At 63.4% G+C, this 14,375-nt stretch carries 23 protein-coding genes, 1 tRNA gene and 1 pseudogene; 5 read left to right on the plus strand and 20 right to left on the minus strand.

All coding sequences use genetic code 11. From position 1 onward, the window contains the following. Window positions 1–9 precede the first annotated feature (9 nt). The 17 genes from ACHMWU_RS04010 to ACHMWU_RS04090 form a co-directional block, all read right to left on the minus strand. Window positions 10–1,731, minus strand: a complete 1,722-nt coding sequence (locus ACHMWU_RS04010) for a DNA cytosine methyltransferase (protein ID WP_396041743.1) — start codon at window positions 1,729–1,731, stop codon at window positions 10–12. Further along, window positions 1,685–1,882, minus strand: a complete 198-nt coding sequence (locus ACHMWU_RS04015; protein WP_396041744.1) for a hypothetical protein — start codon at window positions 1,880–1,882, stop codon at window positions 1,685–1,687. The genes ACHMWU_RS04010 and ACHMWU_RS04015 overlap by 47 nt, the downstream gene beginning before the upstream one ends. Beyond that, the gene (locus ACHMWU_RS04020; RefSeq protein ID WP_396041745.1) at window positions 1,879–2,094 is read right to left on the minus strand and encodes a hypothetical protein; all 216 of its coding nucleotides are present in this window, start codon (window positions 2,092–2,094) and stop codon (window positions 1,879–1,881) included. Before ACHMWU_RS04020 ends, ACHMWU_RS04015 begins: the two co-directional genes overlap by 4 nt. Next, on the minus strand, window positions 2,091–2,243 hold the full coding sequence (locus ACHMWU_RS04025) for a hypothetical protein (protein ID WP_396041746.1): 153 nt from the start codon (window positions 2,241–2,243) through the stop codon (window positions 2,091–2,093). Before ACHMWU_RS04025 ends, ACHMWU_RS04020 begins: the two co-directional genes overlap by 4 nt. Continuing rightward, window positions 2,240–2,530: a hypothetical protein gene (locus tag ACHMWU_RS04030; protein ID WP_396041747.1), complete on the minus strand. Its 291-nt coding sequence runs from the start codon at window positions 2,528–2,530 to the stop codon at window positions 2,240–2,242. The genes ACHMWU_RS04025 and ACHMWU_RS04030 overlap by 4 nt, the downstream gene beginning before the upstream one ends. An 82-nt stretch (window positions 2,531–2,612) precedes the next feature. Continuing rightward, the gene (locus ACHMWU_RS04035; protein WP_396041748.1) at window positions 2,613–2,945 is read right to left on the minus strand and encodes a hypothetical protein; all 333 of its coding nucleotides are present in this window, start codon (window positions 2,943–2,945) and stop codon (window positions 2,613–2,615) included. Then, complete coding sequence (locus ACHMWU_RS04040) at window positions 2,942–3,199, minus strand: hypothetical protein (RefSeq protein ID WP_396041749.1); 258 nt, start codon at window positions 3,197–3,199, stop codon at window positions 2,942–2,944. The genes ACHMWU_RS04035 and ACHMWU_RS04040 overlap by 4 nt, the downstream gene beginning before the upstream one ends. Further along, window positions 3,139–3,339, minus strand: a complete 201-nt coding sequence (locus ACHMWU_RS04045; RefSeq protein WP_396041750.1) for a hypothetical protein — start codon at window positions 3,337–3,339, stop codon at window positions 3,139–3,141. The genes ACHMWU_RS04040 and ACHMWU_RS04045 overlap by 61 nt, the downstream gene beginning before the upstream one ends. Continuing rightward, on the minus strand, window positions 3,336–3,539 hold the full coding sequence (locus ACHMWU_RS04050) for a hypothetical protein (RefSeq protein WP_396041751.1): 204 nt from the start codon (window positions 3,537–3,539) through the stop codon (window positions 3,336–3,338). Before ACHMWU_RS04050 ends, ACHMWU_RS04045 begins: the two co-directional genes overlap by 4 nt. Window positions 3,540–4,149: 610 nt before the next feature. Continuing rightward, window positions 4,150–4,635, minus strand: coding sequence for a hypothetical protein (locus ACHMWU_RS04055; RefSeq protein WP_396041752.1), 486 nt, complete (start codon window positions 4,633–4,635; stop codon window positions 4,150–4,152). A gap of 69 nt (window positions 4,636–4,704) precedes the next feature. After that, entirely contained in the window at window positions 4,705–4,851 is a 147-nt protein-coding gene (locus ACHMWU_RS04060) for a hypothetical protein (RefSeq protein WP_396041753.1), read from the minus strand. A 283-nt stretch (window positions 4,852–5,134) separates the two neighbouring features. Next, the gene (locus ACHMWU_RS04065; protein ID WP_396041754.1) at window positions 5,135–5,488 is read right to left on the minus strand and encodes a hypothetical protein; all 354 of its coding nucleotides are present in this window, start codon (window positions 5,486–5,488) and stop codon (window positions 5,135–5,137) included. 109 nt (window positions 5,489–5,597) lie between these two features. Beyond that, window positions 5,598–5,918 carry a hypothetical protein gene (locus ACHMWU_RS04070; protein ID WP_396041755.1) on the minus strand — a complete coding sequence of 107 codons (321 nt, stop codon included), beginning with the start codon at window positions 5,916–5,918 and terminating at the stop codon, window positions 5,598–5,600. Between the two features lie 230 nt (window positions 5,919–6,148). Beyond that, complete coding sequence (locus ACHMWU_RS04075; protein WP_396041756.1) at window positions 6,149–6,913, minus strand: hypothetical protein; 765 nt, start codon at window positions 6,911–6,913, stop codon at window positions 6,149–6,151. Between the two features lie 44 nt (window positions 6,914–6,957). Beyond that, a complete protein-coding gene (locus ACHMWU_RS04080; protein ID WP_396041757.1) occupies window positions 6,958–7,623 on the minus strand; it encodes a hypothetical protein in 666 nt (221 codons plus the stop codon). Continuing rightward, window positions 7,620–8,270, minus strand: coding sequence for an HNH endonuclease signature motif containing protein (locus ACHMWU_RS04085; protein ID WP_396041758.1), 651 nt, complete (start codon window positions 8,268–8,270; stop codon window positions 7,620–7,622). Before ACHMWU_RS04085 ends, ACHMWU_RS04080 begins: the two co-directional genes overlap by 4 nt. Then, window positions 8,267–8,524: a helix-turn-helix domain-containing protein gene (locus ACHMWU_RS04090; RefSeq protein ID WP_396041759.1), complete on the minus strand. Its 258-nt coding sequence runs from the start codon at window positions 8,522–8,524 to the stop codon at window positions 8,267–8,269. The genes ACHMWU_RS04085 and ACHMWU_RS04090 overlap by 4 nt, the downstream gene beginning before the upstream one ends. A 916-nt stretch (window positions 8,525–9,440) precedes the next feature. Between ACHMWU_RS04090 and ACHMWU_RS04095 the strand changes: the two genes are divergently transcribed. The 3 genes from ACHMWU_RS04095 to ACHMWU_RS04105 all read left to right on the plus strand — a co-directional run bounded on the left by ACHMWU_RS04095 (window position 9,441) and on the right by ACHMWU_RS04105 (window position 10,769). Next, window positions 9,441–10,082 (plus strand): hypothetical protein, encoded by a 642-nt coding sequence (locus ACHMWU_RS04095; RefSeq protein WP_396041760.1) that lies wholly within the window; start codon window positions 9,441–9,443, stop codon window positions 10,080–10,082. Window positions 10,083–10,217: 135 nt separating this feature from the next. Beyond that, a complete protein-coding gene (locus ACHMWU_RS04100) occupies window positions 10,218–10,517 on the plus strand; it encodes a hypothetical protein (protein WP_396041761.1) in 300 nt (99 codons plus the stop codon). Between the two features lie 33 nt (window positions 10,518–10,550). Further along, entirely contained in the window at window positions 10,551–10,769 is a 219-nt protein-coding gene (locus ACHMWU_RS04105) for a hypothetical protein (RefSeq protein WP_396041762.1), read from the plus strand. On the opposite strand, the gene ACHMWU_RS04110 is transcribed toward ACHMWU_RS04105, so the two are convergent. The 3 genes from ACHMWU_RS04110 to ACHMWU_RS04120 form a co-directional block, all read right to left on the minus strand. After that, complete coding sequence (locus ACHMWU_RS04110) at window positions 10,766–10,981, minus strand: hypothetical protein (RefSeq protein WP_396041763.1); 216 nt, start codon at window positions 10,979–10,981, stop codon at window positions 10,766–10,768. The genes ACHMWU_RS04105 and ACHMWU_RS04110 overlap by 4 nt on opposite strands. A 13-nt stretch (window positions 10,982–10,994) precedes the next feature. Further along, window positions 10,995–11,846, minus strand: coding sequence for a hypothetical protein (locus tag ACHMWU_RS04115; RefSeq protein WP_396041764.1), 852 nt, complete (start codon window positions 11,844–11,846; stop codon window positions 10,995–10,997). 256 nt (window positions 11,847–12,102) lie between these two features. Then, a tRNA-Leu gene (locus tag ACHMWU_RS04120) sits at window positions 12,103–12,185 on the minus strand. A 31-nt stretch (window positions 12,186–12,216) separates the two neighbouring features. Between ACHMWU_RS04120 and ACHMWU_RS04125 the strand changes: the two are divergent. Further along, window positions 12,217–12,838: pseudogene (locus tag ACHMWU_RS04125) on the plus strand (ANTAR domain-containing response regulator). Window positions 12,839–12,998: 160 nt separating this feature from the next. Continuing rightward, window positions 12,999–14,291, plus strand: coding sequence for an ABC transporter substrate-binding protein (locus tag ACHMWU_RS04130; protein WP_396041765.1), 1,293 nt, complete (start codon window positions 12,999–13,001; stop codon window positions 14,289–14,291). Window positions 14,292–14,375: the final 84 nt, after the last annotated feature.

Below are 14,375 nucleotides of genomic sequence, written 5' to 3' on the forward strand. Positions count from 1 at the left end.
TGGTCGTGGTCATGCGGCTTCTCCTGTGATTGCTTCGGCGACACAGGCGATGAGGTCGCGTGCGGCTGGCGGTGTGACGGCATTGCCCGAGAGCTTCACTTGCTCGCGACGGTTGCCGCGCATCTCGTAGTCGGCTGGAAATGCCATCGCTTGCTTGATCTCGGACGGTTCGAGCATCCGAAATCGGATGTCGTCGAGGTTGATCGTTCGGCCAGTCATGACCGCCTGATGCCCGGTCGTGGTGACGGTGCGTACTGGCTCTCTGGCATCGGTCGTCATAGACGACTGATCGGCGCCGGGGTTGTTGTTCATGCGCATCACCAGCGCGTGTCGCTCATGAGTGGTGACGGTCGGCAACGCACTATCGGACGATGTCGCGCCCTCAGTACTGCCGTAGTAGGACGTAATCAGCGCGTGGTGGTTACCCGATGCCGTGACGGTTGCCAGCGCATCGGAAGCGAGGCGCGCAGTCGAGCCGCCGCCCCTCAGTTCACCGATCAGCGGCGGCATCATCAGCGCCGTCTCGGATCGCGTTGTCATCGTCCGCATCGCTGCGTCCGTCGACCACGGCATCTTGCCCTCGCGACCCTCGACTGGAACGGCCAGCGGCGGCAGAACGAGCCCTTTCGACTCGCTCGTATGCATCGTGCGAACCGGATCTGATGCGGCCCATGCTCGCCAGTAGGACGCGGGGTCCATGTGGCGCGGGTGCTTTGGGTCGGCGGCGTCGTAGCCGTTCGCCGTCTCGATCAGCAGTGGCGCCCAGAACTTCTCGACACCATGCTTGATCCGTCGCATCGTCTTCTCGGCCAGCGGCTTGGCGCGATCGCCAAGCCGCGTTCCGGTGTTCGACAGGTCGATGAACGAGAGTGCCGGAAGCCATCCCGGTTCGACGATCTGGCCGCGGCACCAGTGCTTGGGGCAGCGGTAGACATACTGCTGTCGATAGCGGCCCGTGATCGCGTTCGCGCGCTTCCATGTCTGCATGGAATCCACGAGCTCGTCGCACGATGGGCACCAAGCCTTCGGGCGCTGCATCCGATCAAGATCGGGTGCGCGCTCGCCCTTGAGCCAGAACACGACGTACACGCGGTCGCGAGCCTGTGGGGCTGGAAGGCCGCGGGACTGAGCGTGCATCGAAGACATCGACACGACGCGGTGGTCGTAGCCGAGCGCGTGCATCGAGGTAATCCAGGCATCCCAGAGGAGCCAGTCGACAACCTCGACGACGTTCTCAACCATGATGCCGCGGTACTTGTGCACCTCGGTGAAGCGAACGACGTCCCACATGGTTGCCCTGGATCGTTCGGCCGCGGCGTCCGGCAAGATGTCGCCGAACAGGTCAGGCTGATTGGTTGGCTTCTTCTTACCCTTGGCGCGCGAGTGGTTAGTGCACTCTGGTGACGCCCAGAGCATGTCGGTCGTCGGGATGTATCGGGGGTCGGTCTGCGAGATGTCGGCCTGCAGGTGATCAGTGTTGGGATGGTTGGCGTTATGGGTCTCGATGGCGAGATCCCAATGATTGGCAGCGAGTCGAACAGACACGCCAGGAACGCTGAGGGCGCCAGTCGACGATCCGCCAGCACCGCAGAACAGGTCGGTCAGGGTCAGGTTGCTCATCCCGGCCACACCTCCCCAATCCAGATCCCGATCGCAACGAGTCCGCTGATCACCAGGAGCGCTCTCATAGACCTCTCGCTTTCCGCATGGCATCGCGGTCGTCGTCGGCATGTGGGTCCCGGTGTCGCAGGTACATGTCGGCGAATCCCTTGCCGGACACTTGGCGGTCGGAGATGCGGACCACCACGACGAACGCGGCGACGACAACGGTCAGGGCGAGCGCGATGGGGACGACTGCCATTGCGATTTCGAGTGCGATCATGCTGCGGCCACCTGATCGAACTCGGCCAGCACTGATCGCACGATCGGGCATGGAAGCGCCGACGAGAGGTGCGCGCGGAGTCGGTTGATGGACTCGGCGCGGACGATGGTGTGAACGTGTCCGCGATGCTTGGGTCGGTAGTCCAGGTCTGCAACGAACGCCTCTTCGCCGATCGAGTACTCGCGCGAGTGCCGACCAACCGCCGCGTTCACTGGTCGACCTCGATCCCGGTGATGGCGAGTCCAGGCAGGTCGCAGTTGTCGGCGAGTGACGCTTCGATCAGCTTGACGACGGCGCTAGGAGTCCAGCCGGGGGATCTGCTGAACTTCGGCGCTTCGAGGGTGATGGTGACGGTGGTCATTCGGAGACCTCGTTCGCGTCATCGGCCTCGACTGCAATCGGGTGAACCGTCATGCCCTCCGGGATTGTGACGACCGCGTTTGGCAGCAGCGGATCGAACGCCGTGTCCGGCACCTCGACGGTCAACTTCACGATGACCGTGTCGGTGTCGCGGGTGCCCGGATATGACTGCGTGGTCTTTGCGAGGCGGATTTCGCTGACAGGGCGCAGCCCGGTATCAGGATTGCGAGTGCCGTAGCCGCGCTTGGCCTTGACCTGCGCATAGAAGGTGGCTTTGTGGGTCTTCATGAGAAACTCATTCCTGTGCTTGGGGATACGACAAAGGCCGCCCGGATGGACGGCCTGATGATTGGTTGGGGTGGGCGATCGGTTAGCGCCACTTGGTGATCTGGCTGATGGGGATGCGCTCCGTTGGCGAGTGCATCCCGGTGATGGTCACGGACTTCGCATTGACCCGGACGACTCGATGCCACCCGAATCCGTCGCTGACGATGCGTGCAGTAGCGAGATCTTCGGCAGTGAACTTCTTCCGCAACTTCTCGGCCCTCAGTGCCTCGCGACGCGCGAGCTTGATCCGCTCATTCTCGGCGCGCTTCTCGGCGGCGATTTCCTTCACGGCGTCGTCGATGGTTCGTTCGATGGACTTGCCGCGTCCACGATGGCCGAGTGGGAGGTTGAGCATTCCGTGGTCGAACGCACTCACGCCGACCGCCTCCCCGCCAACGAGTCCAAGCCGATGACCACGACCACCGGCAGCGCGACAAACCAGACGAACGGCACCTCGGTCACAGCCACCGCGCATTCGGCGACGATGTGCCAGTCGGGGATGCGGAAACCGGCCATTGCGGCGATGAAGGCGGTGGTGATGGCGAGGTAGGTGATGGCGGCTTGGGGGGTCATCGCAGGATCACCCATCCGGTGAATGCCACCGCTGTCATCCAGAGCGAGGTCTGCCACGGAACGATCCGACGGACGCTGGCTGCCTGTGCGGCAATCAGCAGTGCGGCAAGGATCGCCGTGCGCACCGCGAGAGCGACTGCCACGACGAGCAGAACATCCGCCGCAGCCTCAACCGCAGCGTCGTTGAGCGTGGTCACGAGCCGATCCGATCGTTGAGGGTGTACTCGCACGCGTCGTCGTCCCATCGGATGCCGACAGTGACATCGCCGACCGTGAGACTCTCGGCCCCGTAGCCCTCGATGCGAACGCCGGTCCCTGCCGTTGCCCGGCTGGCGACTTTCATGAACTCGGCGAGATGGGCAACCTGGGTCGGGGTGAGGTTGAGTGGTGCGCTCACGAGGTGGCCTTTCTGAGAGTGAGCCGCTTCTCGTGAATGCGGCTCGGGAAGGTGGTGACGGTCAGGTGGTGGCAACGACCGCAGCGCCGGGGGAGCCACTTCGAGATGCGCCAGGTACGAGAACGGATCCGCGAGTCGGCCCATGAGCAGCCCCAGCAGTTCGGGCAGCGGTGCGGCTTGTCTCGTCCAGCGATCCAGATCCTCATGGCGCGACCCTTCTAAGCCGGTAGGTGAGAACGCGCTTGCCGTGCGCTCTGGGATTGGATGACCGGACCATGCCGACTTCCTCGATCACGGACTCATCGAGAAGTTGATGGAACATGCGTCCGCGACGGTTGGACTCGGTGCGATCGCGGACGAACTGCGGCAGGTCGTTGGCCGAGAAGGTGTCGCGGAGTTGGCCGGCTTGACGATTGCTTCACGCAGTAGCGCGTTCTCGTCATTCGTGTCGGACAGGTCGAGATGAGTGAATGCCTCATCGCGGAGTGCAGTTCCCGTGCTCATCCCTGCCCCCTCTCGGTCCGATACCGCACGGCCAGATTGGCGATGGCAACCTGATGCGCCGCGACGATGGCCGCTGCGATCAGTTGCGCCGTGATTGTCGGGCGGCTCATGAGTTGGCCTCGGTGACGGCGGTGAGGAACTTGTCGATGCGGCGGACGGCGGGAGTCATGGGTTCGGGGTCGAGAGAGTCTCGGTACTTCCGCAACTCGCCCAGGGCCTCGGTTGGCACGGCGCTTGCGGGAGTGAAGGCGGTGACGCGGTCGGCCTTGATCGTGCTGTCGCATCGAGCCAGGCGCACGCATGACCCGGCATCGAAAGTCACCCCCAGATGCCGCTGCGGCGGGCCGGTAATGAGCGGCGCACAGGTGACCCAGCCCAACGTCGGCTCGGTCGGGAGGGTGACGGGCAGGGTTGGGCGGTTGATGAGGAACCACGCATTGAGGTCGGCGTACAAGAACGCGTCGTCGGTATCCGCATATACGCGATTTCCGTCGACCCGGCGGATGGCGAATCGCGTGGTCATTCCGTTCGACTCGGCCTCTACGGTGTCGCCGACCTGGATTCTGTCGTAGGCAATCGGTGTGCGTGTCATGTGCATTCCTTTCGGGCAGAGCGATTCGACCGAGCGTCGGGTGACGTCGGGCGGTGGGGTGGGGGAGGGTTAGCGGCGCGAGAAGAAGCGGGCGGCGATCAGAAGGCCGAAGAAGATCGCGAAAGCAGCATCGAGTGAACTGCGGCTATCGAGATAGGAGCCGATCGACAGCGCGAATCCGGCGAAATAGAAGACGAGCCAGAAGTTGATCCTCACGACGCCACCCGCCAGCCGCGAGTCTGAACCTTGCGAGCGCGACGATTGCCCAGCGGTAACTCGCGCATCATCCGATCGAGGGATTCGCGCCACGAGATGCCACGCTCAACCTCAGCGCGGTACTCGACGACGAGCCGACGAGCCGTCATCTGGTCGCAGCCACTCGCGATGAGCATGGCCTTCGCCTTGCTGTTTGAGGGTGCGGTGTCATCCTCAAGCCCGTTTATGCCCGGCAGCGGCTCCGATGTTGCGGTCGTACTTGGTGGCGGTGGGAAGACGTGGGTCATGACGAGCCTCCGCTCTGGGAGGATTCGGGACTATGGACCTGACTTCTGATCAATGCGCTGCCCTTGCGCAGATAATTCCCGTGCTCCTGCTTGCCGTCCTTGTGGAAAGGCGCTTGTTTGTTCGAGAAGATGCGACCATTGCCGGGGCGTCGCTCGCGCTCACGATGCTCGTCGCAATCGCCGGGATGTTCGTCGCGATAGTGGGAATTGACGGCGGGCTTGCTGAAGGCGAAGCTCTCTTCGTTGCAGCGGGAGTACTGTTTCCCCTCCTCGATCTCGGCACGGCGTTGATCCTCGATGTTCGCGCAGGTGACAAGCGGGCGGTTGATGGCGACGACGACTAAGGTCATGCCGACACCTCCCGACGACGATCGACGAGCCATGTGACAGCCAGGACCGCGACGATGGCGACTGCCGCGATGCCGTCCGCGTAGGTGTTGACGAAGGTTGCGACGGTGATCATGCAGTGGCCTGCGATCGGATCTCGTCCAGCCGTTCGCGCATGAAGCGGATAGTGGCTGGCAGTGTTCCCGCGTCGGCCGCTTCGTTGATGGCGAGCTCGGCCAACGATTCGGCGCGACCAAAGAGGTAGGGGTAGTCGGGGGTGCGCGTGCGGGGCGCATCCTCCGTCAATGCGATGCACTCGCCGCACGCCGGCATGTCGCCACGAGGTTCGATCGGCGGGTGATGACCGGTTGCCGACACGCCATCGATTAGGACGCCACAGATGGAACGGATGCTGTGGTGATCAGGGGAGACGGCATGGATGATCAGACTCATGATGCGATCGCTTTCTGGGTGAGGCGACGGAGATAGTCGAGGGCTGTAGGGACGGGCTTGTCGGCGTGGGATGTGCAGGTCGACGACGGGAGCCACCTGCTGCGATAACGCCAGACACGACAGCCGCACGGATGGTTGAAGGAGTTGAGGCGGCGGGTCATGCTGGGATCGGGATTCTGATGTGACCGCCAGCACGGGAGACTGCGGGGAGTCGGATCAGGTCGCGACCCTCACGCCACGCGTTCCATGCCCGGAAGACGAGCGACACCTGAGCCTCTGCGTCGAGCTTGCTTGCGCAAAGTGCCGTTGCCCGATCGCACCAGCAACCGCTTGTGCAGCGCCATGATCGGCGAGCCTTCGGGGAGCGCGGTCAATTCCTTGAGCGAGGTGAAGAACTGCGTGGCGTCGGCCTCGTCGATCTCAGTCAGGCGCCAGGTGCAGTAGTCGTAGACGCGCGGCGTCATCCCCGTGCCGTTCCACCGAGCGCCGTTGGACTCGACGCACTTGAGGATCAACGGATTCTTGTCGAGGTACTCGAACAGCTCAGCGGTCGAGACCTTCTCGTTGTCGACCTTGTCTTCGATGATGAGGGCGAAGCGAGCAACGGCGGTTGCTCGGCCAGCATGGTTGCCGCGACCCGCGAGCGAGTAGGCATCTGCCGCCGATCTGCGAGAGCCGGTGTCCATCGTGTGCTGCGACTCGGCAGACACTCCTCGGATGACGAGGAACGGGATCGCGCACTTCGCCTTCGCGATCGCAGCGAGACGGTGCTGCCCGTCCAGAAGAGTTCCGTCTGCTGCGAACACGATCGGCGCTCCATTGAACGTCCACCGACCAGCCGCCATGTCGCGAGCAAGGGAGGTGACGTGCGGGGCGCGGATGTTGCGGTTGTGGGTGTTGAACTCGTCGAGCCACGCCTGAGCGGTCTTGGCGTCGATCTTGACCATCTGCGTGTCGATCGTCTTCTTGGCGTTCTTCGTGATCGGGGTAGCCATTGGTATTCTCCTTGTGAGTTGTGAAGCGACGTCTGGTTTGGTGACTAGGGCGTCGCTTCGCTTTTGAGGGCCGTGCTGAATTGCGCGATCAACTCCATAGACCGGTTGATCTGTCCGCCCGCCTGTTGCGAGATGGCGGTGCGGTTGTCCTTGAAGCGGTCGTCGGCGAGTACGCGTGACAGCCGCTCGGCGACCTTGAGTAGGTCGGTGCTGGCGTCGAACGCGAAGTCCGTCAGCGGTGCGCGTCGGGTGGCGCGCTGGGGCGCTGGCTCCTTGCGGTAGTCGCCGGAACCGGCGCTTGTCGCTGTGCGCGACCTGCCGCCCGTTTCGATGATCTGGTCCGGAAGGTCGTAGCCCCGAGCTTCCAAAACTGGAAGGTCGTTGTGGACCGTGCTCTTGGAGACGCCGATCCCCGACGCGATGGTCGTCGTACTCATTCCCGCCTGCCGCATCTCGGCGACGATCTCCAGTCGCTGTTCGCGGTCGAGGCGCACCATGCGGGCTTCGTTGAACTCGCCAGCGCAATAGGCGTCCCATGTCGCGTAGCCGAGAGCGGACCAAGCCCTACCCTGGAAGGCTCGGATGATCAGGTCGTGGCCGACTCGAAGTGTCTGACGGATCTGATCGGTCAGGATGCGGGCATCCTCGGCGCTCAGGCTCTCGTCGAACTCGGCGTCCAGAATCTCGCCAGTTGCGAGGTTGACGCTCATGCCGACCGCCTCGTCGTGCGACCCCACGAGTCCTGGGCCATCTGACGGACGCGGATGCGCTGCTCGATGGTCTCGATGTCCTCGTCAGAAAAGCGCCAAGTGTCGGCCTTGCGGCTGACAGGTCTCATGTGCGGCCACGGCGAGATCGAGCTGGAGCATTTTCTGACGACTTGCTCACGAGTGAGGCCGAAATGCTCCGCAACGTCCTCGATGGTGTGCAGCTTGTTCATGCGGCTCTCCTTGTCCTTGCGGCAGCGACTTGCTCGCGGTGGCAGGTCCGGCAATCGCGCCCGCCCTGTCGGCGCTTTCGGATGTACGTGTTCTCCGGCGTGAACTCGTGGCCATTTTACGCAGTGCGAGATCCCCGTAAAGCGGCAGCCGCGCGAACTGTTCTCTTCGCGGGTGACGGCCTCAAGATGTTCCGGATTGACGCATCGCGTGACTCGGCACAGGTGGTCGATTGTCAGTTCATCTGGGATGGGGCCATGAAGCGCCTCCCATGCCCATCGGTGCGCTAGCACCCGTTGACCGCGCCGAGCGAATAGGCCGTACCGCTTTGCTCGCCCGCTCCCGGTTCCGGTCCAGAGCCAACAGGATGCGGTCTTCTGGACCTGCGGCCAGAACAGATCAGCGTCGGTGACGCTCATGCTGACATCCTCCGCGTTTCGCTGACGGACTGTACGCGAACTGCGGACGGCGACTCGACGAAAAGAATCGACAAGGGGACCTCGAGTGCCTCCGCGATGTTCTCGGCGAGCAAGGGCGAGCAGCTCGCCTTCCGCCCTGAGGTGAGGTGGCTGATGAACGATTTAGAGCATCCGGCGTATCGGGCCATGCGCTCGTAGCTGAAGTTCTTCTGATCCATCAGCGCCTTGAGTGTGTCGGGCGACGTGAGTTTCATCCAGGCTCCTTGGGGCCAGCGCTTGCGGCGAGCGGCCATTTCTGGTTCTCCTATCTTTGTTGGTAGACGTCTTGGTGTCAACCATCTGCGGACAACAATGCCGCGCATGGTAGACGACTGTCAACCCCCAAAATGGAATTGCCGCTCACCTATTCGGGGGAATCGGGGGATTGCAGTAACTTTCTGGTAGACGATTTCTTCTGACAGAACGTCTGCGGCTGATAGACGACAGGGTTTACGGGGTGGTTGCCTGCCCCGAGCCGCCTCGGGAAGGTTGTCCATGTGAGTGAACTCAAGAAGATCGTCAGGGCCTTCATGGCTGCTGACGATCGCCCAGAGGCGTGGGTGGCAAGGGAGATGGGAATCTCTCGTTCGGCCCTCAATGGGTGGTGGACTCGGGGCCGAACCTCGGCGCCATCCTCCGACCTCTTGCGAGCGATGGCGCGAGTCACAAGGACTCCGTATCGCAGCGTTCTTGATGCAGCTCTTCTGGATTTTGGATACCTACCGGAAGAAGGTCAGGCGCATGGTCAACCGCCAGCTGAGAAGAGTCCCGACGATGGGGAGGGTGGCTCGGTCACCGAACTGAAGCCGAGGGAGGCGACGCCCCCCACCGCCCCAGCCTCAACCAAGAAGGCCGCCCGCAAGGGCAAGTCCCAGGGTCGCGCGCTTCGCAAGGAGCTCGACAAGGTCGGCGAAGAGTCCCAGGAGCATCCCAACGCGGATCCGGGTGGGGCATGAGCCTTATGCCTAGGGGGAATCCTCAGATACCCTTTGGGCATGAAGTGGCAGCCGGCATGGATGATCGCGATGGGACTGTTCGCCATCGCGACGCCGCCGCTCGCCCCGCTGTACATGGCGGGCGCCATCGCCGCCCTCGTATCGGGCATAGTCGACGAATACGACAGGCGCACTGATGGGCAAGGGTGGCAGGCTGCGTCGCAAGCGCGAGGAAAAGTACCGCCAGAGAGGTGAGCCTGCAAGCATGGCGGCCTACTGTGCGACATGCAACCTCATATCCTCGGCACCCTGGACGGCCGCAGTACTGCAACTCGAGTACGCCGATATCGAGACGGGCGAGAAGTCGAAGGTCGCGGTGCCGGTCCAGGAGGCGGCCCTAGAGTGTGCGGGCTGCGGGGTTATCGTCCCGGTGATCAACGCGTTCGACGTTCCGAACGCGGTGGGTGCCGTCACAGTCTTTGGGATCAGCCCCTACGAGCGAGAGGCCGCGATCGAGCTCGCTAACGAGATAGCGGCATCTTCGGGTATGACGGCCTCCGAGGTTGCCGACGAAATCGAGAGGCGCGCGCCCTGGCTATCTCGCTTAGCCCGACAGATCCGGGATGACCCCAGTGCTGGAATGGCGACAGGGATTAGCGTCGCGGGGCTTGCGGCTACCGTGATCTTCGGCATCATCACCACCATTGATCCCGGCAGTGGAATCACGCCGGAGCAATTGGACGAGATCCTGGAGCGACACACACCTGCCGATCCAACAGGCCTGCCTAAGCCTGCACGTGTCACCGATCCTGGGGATTCTGTCAGCCCGCCCCGCTAGCGTCGCGGGATCATGTCATTCCACCCCTGGCGCTTGTTGCGCAGCCTCCCGCAGATTGATCTGCAGTGGCAGGACTCCGACGAGGAGATGGGATGCTACGACTTCGCTTGCCAGCGAGTCACGATCACGACAGGCATGACCCAGGCCGAGCGACGGTCGACACTCACGCACGAGTTGATCCACCACGAGCGCGGACCGTGCTCGCCGGGATCTGAGGATCGCGAAGAGTTGATCGTGGATCGCGAGGCCGCGCGTCGGCTCATCGACATCCGCAAGCTCGGCGAGACGTTGGCATGGGCTGGCAGCCACGAGGAAGCCGCTGACGAGCTCTGGGTGGACGTACCGACACTGATGACCCGCCTGGCTGCGCTGCATCCTGCCGAGCGCGCCTACCTGAAGCAGCGGCTCGCGCATCTCGGCGACGATTCGCAGTGACCCGACCACCCGCACTAGAAGGAGATTCTCAGCATGGCTGACGATGACGAGATCCTGGCAGGACTTTCCGAGCAGCACCCCGACCTGACCTTCACGAAAGTCCCAGGAGTCGATTCCTGGATCGGGGTCGACGCTGACGGCAACTTCAGAATGAGAGCCTGTGGGCGCTACGAGCCCGACCCGGTGACGGCCGCCCAGGATGCGATCGAGACTGGATCTCAGGTTGTCGGCGCTGACGACGAGTGGGCCTAGTCGCTCGGTTGGGGCGCGATCGCCAGGCCGCCCATGTCGTCGCCAGCAAGCAGGCCCTCGAAGGACTCAAGCCCTTTGTCGGAGACGTCGGCGATCAGTGAGCCGTAGACGCGGATCGTAGTAGTGATGTCTTCGTGCCCCATGCGCTTCTGCACGGCTGCCATGGTCTCGCCGGACAAGAGCATGAGGACCGCGTGTGTATGTCGCAGCATGTGGAGCTCGACGTCACGCGCCAGGCCGAGTCGCTTGGCGACCTCGGGAATCCGCTCGCGATTGGGTGCCGCATCTCGGCCATTGACGGGGCGAGACCAGTAGCGCGAGAGGAAGCCGGTGTAGTACCACTTGCGCCCCGCGTCGTTGGTGAACAGTAGATCGTCGGGGGGAGAGGTTGGCGCGGCGTCTGCGGATCATTGCGGCTGCGTCGGACGGCATCTTGATCCGTCGCATTCCGGCGATCGATTTGGCCTCGTCTTCGACTATCTCAAAGCGCCCGCCGGCTCCACGTCGCATGACACGTCCCATCGTGACCCAGACGCCTGCATCACCGTAGTCATCGACGTCGATTGAACGAACGGCAGCGGCTTCGGACCAACGCCATCCAGACGAGACGAAGAACAGCAATAGGTCGGCGGCGTTGGAGCTCACCTCGGTGGCGGCTTGATGCAGGATCTTCCATTCGGAAGGGCGCAAACCTTTGGCGACGTTCTTCTTTCGCTTCGGTAGCACCGTCTCGGTGCAAGGATCCGTGATCGCGAGCCCTTGCGCTTTCATGCCAGCCCACTTGTAGATGCCGTGGAGAACGGAGTGAGCATCGGCGACGGTCTTGGCAGCGAGCGTGTCGGAGAGAAGGTCAACCCATTCCTGCACGTCGCTGTGGCTGATGAGGTTCAGTGGATGCTTGCCGAGATGTGGAAGGATCTGGTTGCGGACGAGCTGGCCGTACCTGTCGGTCGTGTACGTGGACGAGTGGCGCAGGGGGGTGCCATCCGGTCTCGTCGCACCCTTCCACGCGAGCCACTTGGCGGCCACGTCGCGGAGGAGGATGTCGGTGACGGCGGATGCCTCTGTTTCGTTCATGATCGCGCGCGCCTTGCCGCCCCCGTGCGGCTTCGATCATCTTGCAGAAGCGGTCTGCGTCGCGCTTCGTAGCGAAAGTCTCGGTAGTGCCTGCGGTTCCGATGCGAAAACGCACTCGCCAGGTGGTCGTTCCATCTTTGGCGACGTGCGGCTTAGGCGTGGGCATGACATCAGTCTAAGCGAGACATTGGTGTACACCGTGTGTAAACGGTGTCACTCCTCGTGTTTCACCCTTGGAATCACGGTCAAATCTGGGTGCCGAGTGCGGGACTCGAACCCGCACGCCCTTTCGGACAATGGTTTTTGAGACCATCGCGTCTACCATTCCGCCAACTCGGCATGCTCAAAGCGAGCCGTATAACCTTCTCATGTGAATGTTGTGGAGTCGTCATCGGGATCCCGTCCAGCACCGCGTGTCGTGATCGCCGAGGACGAGGCGTTGATCCGACTGGATCTCGCCGAGATGCTCCAGGACGAGGGCTATGACGTCGTGGCCCAGGCCTCCGACGGGCAGGCTGCTGTCGAGCCGTCATGAAGCACCGCCCCGACCTGGTCGTGATGGACATCAAGATGCCCAAGCTTGACGGGATCGCCGCCGCCGCACAGATCGCGCAGGCACGCATCGCACCCGTGGTGATGCTCACGGCGTTCAGCCAGCGCGACCTGGTCGAACGAGCCCGAGAGGCCGGAGCGATGGCCTACCTCGTCAAGCCGTTCTCCCAGTCCGACCTGGTGCCGGCGATCGAGATGGCGCGAAGCCGCTTCGCCGAGATCGTCGCGCTCGAGCAGGAGGTCGGCGACCTGACGGGGCAGCGGCCACCCGCAAGGTCATCGAGCGGGCCAAGGGACTGCTCCAGGAGGCGCTCGACATCAACGAGGCCGAGGCGTTCGGCTGGATCCAGCGCACGGCCATGGACCTGCGGCTCACGATGCAGCAGGTCGCCCAGGCCGTCATAGATCATGGTCCGGCGCTCGGAAAACAGGGCGAATAACGCCACCATCGTGGCTGGGGCGCGTCAACTGGGTTACAAAACGGCTACTTAACCAGTCCGCCACAGAACCTTGACCCATTTGACGCCGCAAAAGACTAAGTTCGGTCCTACGCAAGAACTGTGGCCTGAGCCACAGTCTCTCGACCCATCCGGAGGATTGATGAAACGCAGTTCCACAACGATTCGCCTGGCCGCTGTCGCGGCCGCGAGTGCACTCGTTCTCGCTGCCTGTGGTGGTAGCGACAGCGACGGCGGCGGCGACAAGGACTCGGACGCCCCGCCCGCAGCCAAGGGTGACGGCACGCTGACCATCGGTTCACTCCTGCCGGCCACCGGCAGCCTCGCCTTCCTCGGCCCGCCGGAGTTCGCAGGTGTCGACCTGGCCATCAAGGACATCAACGCCGCTGGTGGCGTCAACGGCAAGGACGTCGTCGGCGTCAAGGCCGACTCGGGTGACACCGACTCGGGCATCGCCCCGGCCGAGACCGACAAGCTGCTCAAGGCCAAGGCCGACGTCATCGTCGGTGCAGCGTCCTCGGGTGTCTCGTTCACCGTCATCGACAAGATCATGTCGGCTGGCACGGTCATGTACTCGCCGGCCAACACGTCGACCGACTTCGACCTGAAGGCGCCGTACGACAAGCCCGATCTCTACTTCCGCACGGCACCGTCCGACATCCTGCAGGGCGCGGTGCTCGCCAACCTGCTGGTCAAGGACGGACGTCAGAACGTCGCGATCCTGGCCCGCCAGGATGCTTACGGCGAGACGCTGGCCAAGGAGGTGACCAAGAACCTCGAGAACGCCGGTTCGAAGGTTGCCGCCTCGGTGCTGTACAGCGAGAAGGCCGGACCGGGCGACTCGCAGATCACCGAGATCGCCAACGCCAAGGCCGACGCCGTGGTCCTGATCGCGTTCGAAGAGACCACGACGATCGTTCCCAAGCTGATCCAGGCTGGCGCCGGCCCGACCGACGTCCCGACGTACTTCGTCGACGGCAACACGGCCAACTACGACAAGGACGCCACCGCGTCCCTGCCGGCAGGCAGCCTGACCGGCACCAAGGGCACGATCCCGGGTGCTGACGCCGGCGACGCGTTCAAGAAGCGTCTGCTCGAGGTCGATCCCGAGCTGAAGGACTACACCTACTCGGCTGAGTCCTACGACGCAGTGGTCACCTCGGCGCTCGCAGCGATCGTCGCTGCGGACGACTCGGGAGCGGCTATCGCCAAGGCACTGCCCGACGTCACCCGTGGTGGCGAGAAGTGCGACTCGTTCGAGAAGTGCGCCGAGCTGCTCAAGGCTGATCCCAAGGCCGACATCGACTACGACGGTGTCTCCGGTCCGATCGAGCTGAGCGACCTTGGCAGCCCGACGGCCGCGTCGATCGGTATCTACGAGTACGACAAGGACAACAAGATCTCGCCGATCGAGTTCATCGCCGGCAACATCTGACAGCTCCACATGACGACGCCCCCGGCCAGCTGGCCGGGGGCGTCGCCGTCTGTCGGTGGCCCTGCCTAGTGGCGGTGCGAACCG

Source organism: Aeromicrobium sp. UC242_57, from assembly GCF_044452305.1.
In the GTDB taxonomy this organism is placed as follows: Bacteria; Actinomycetota; Actinomycetes; order Propionibacteriales; family Nocardioidaceae; genus Aeromicrobium.

Coding starts and splice junctions, on each gene's coding strand:
- ACHMWU_RS04010 (WP_396041743.1), bottom strand. CDS start 1,731: ATGCCGACGACGACCGCGATGCCATGCGGAAAGCGAGAGGTCTATGAG.
- ACHMWU_RS04015 (WP_396041744.1), bottom strand. CDS start 1,882: ATGATCGCACTCGAAATCGCAATGGCAGTCGTCCCCATCGCGCTCGCC.
- ACHMWU_RS04025 (WP_396041746.1), bottom strand. CDS start 2,243: ATGACCACCGTCACCATCACCCTCGAAGCGCCGAAGTTCAGCAGATCC.
- ACHMWU_RS04030 (WP_396041747.1), bottom strand. CDS start 2,530: ATGAAGACCCACAAAGCCACCTTCTATGCGCAGGTCAAGGCCAAGCGC.
- ACHMWU_RS04055 (WP_396041752.1), bottom strand. CDS start 4,635: ATGACACGCACACCGATTGCCTACGACAGAATCCAGGTCGGCGACACC.
- ACHMWU_RS04065 (WP_396041754.1), bottom strand. CDS start 5,488: ATGACCTTAGTCGTCGTCGCCATCAACCGCCCGCTTGTCACCTGCGCG.
- ACHMWU_RS04070 (WP_396041755.1), bottom strand. CDS start 5,918: ATGAGTCTGATCATCCATGCCGTCTCCCCTGATCACCACAGCATCCGT.
- ACHMWU_RS04075 (WP_396041756.1), bottom strand. CDS start 6,913: ATGGCTACCCCGATCACGAAGAACGCCAAGAAGACGATCGACACGCAG.
- ACHMWU_RS04080 (WP_396041757.1), bottom strand. CDS start 7,623: ATGAGCGTCAACCTCGCAACTGGCGAGATTCTGGACGCCGAGTTCGAC.
- ACHMWU_RS04085 (WP_396041758.1), bottom strand. CDS start 8,270: ATGAGCGTCACCGACGCTGATCTGTTCTGGCCGCAGGTCCAGAAGACC.
- ACHMWU_RS04090 (WP_396041759.1), bottom strand. CDS start 8,524: ATGAAACTCACGTCGCCCGACACACTCAAGGCGCTGATGGATCAGAAG.
- ACHMWU_RS04095 (WP_396041760.1), top strand. CDS start 9,441: ATGGGCAAGGGTGGCAGGCTGCGTCGCAAGCGCGAGGAAAAGTACCGC.
- ACHMWU_RS04100 (WP_396041761.1), top strand. CDS start 10,218: ATGACCCAGGCCGAGCGACGGTCGACACTCACGCACGAGTTGATCCAC.
- ACHMWU_RS04105 (WP_396041762.1), top strand. CDS start 10,551: ATGGCTGACGATGACGAGATCCTGGCAGGACTTTCCGAGCAGCACCCC.
- ACHMWU_RS04110 (WP_396041763.1), bottom strand. CDS start 10,981: ATGCTGCGACATACACACGCGGTCCTCATGCTCTTGTCCGGCGAGACC.
- ACHMWU_RS04115 (WP_396041764.1), bottom strand. CDS start 11,846: ATGAACGAAACAGAGGCATCCGCCGTCACCGACATCCTCCTCCGCGAC.
- ACHMWU_RS04130 (WP_396041765.1), top strand. CDS start 12,999: ATGAAACGCAGTTCCACAACGATTCGCCTGGCCGCTGTCGCGGCCGCG.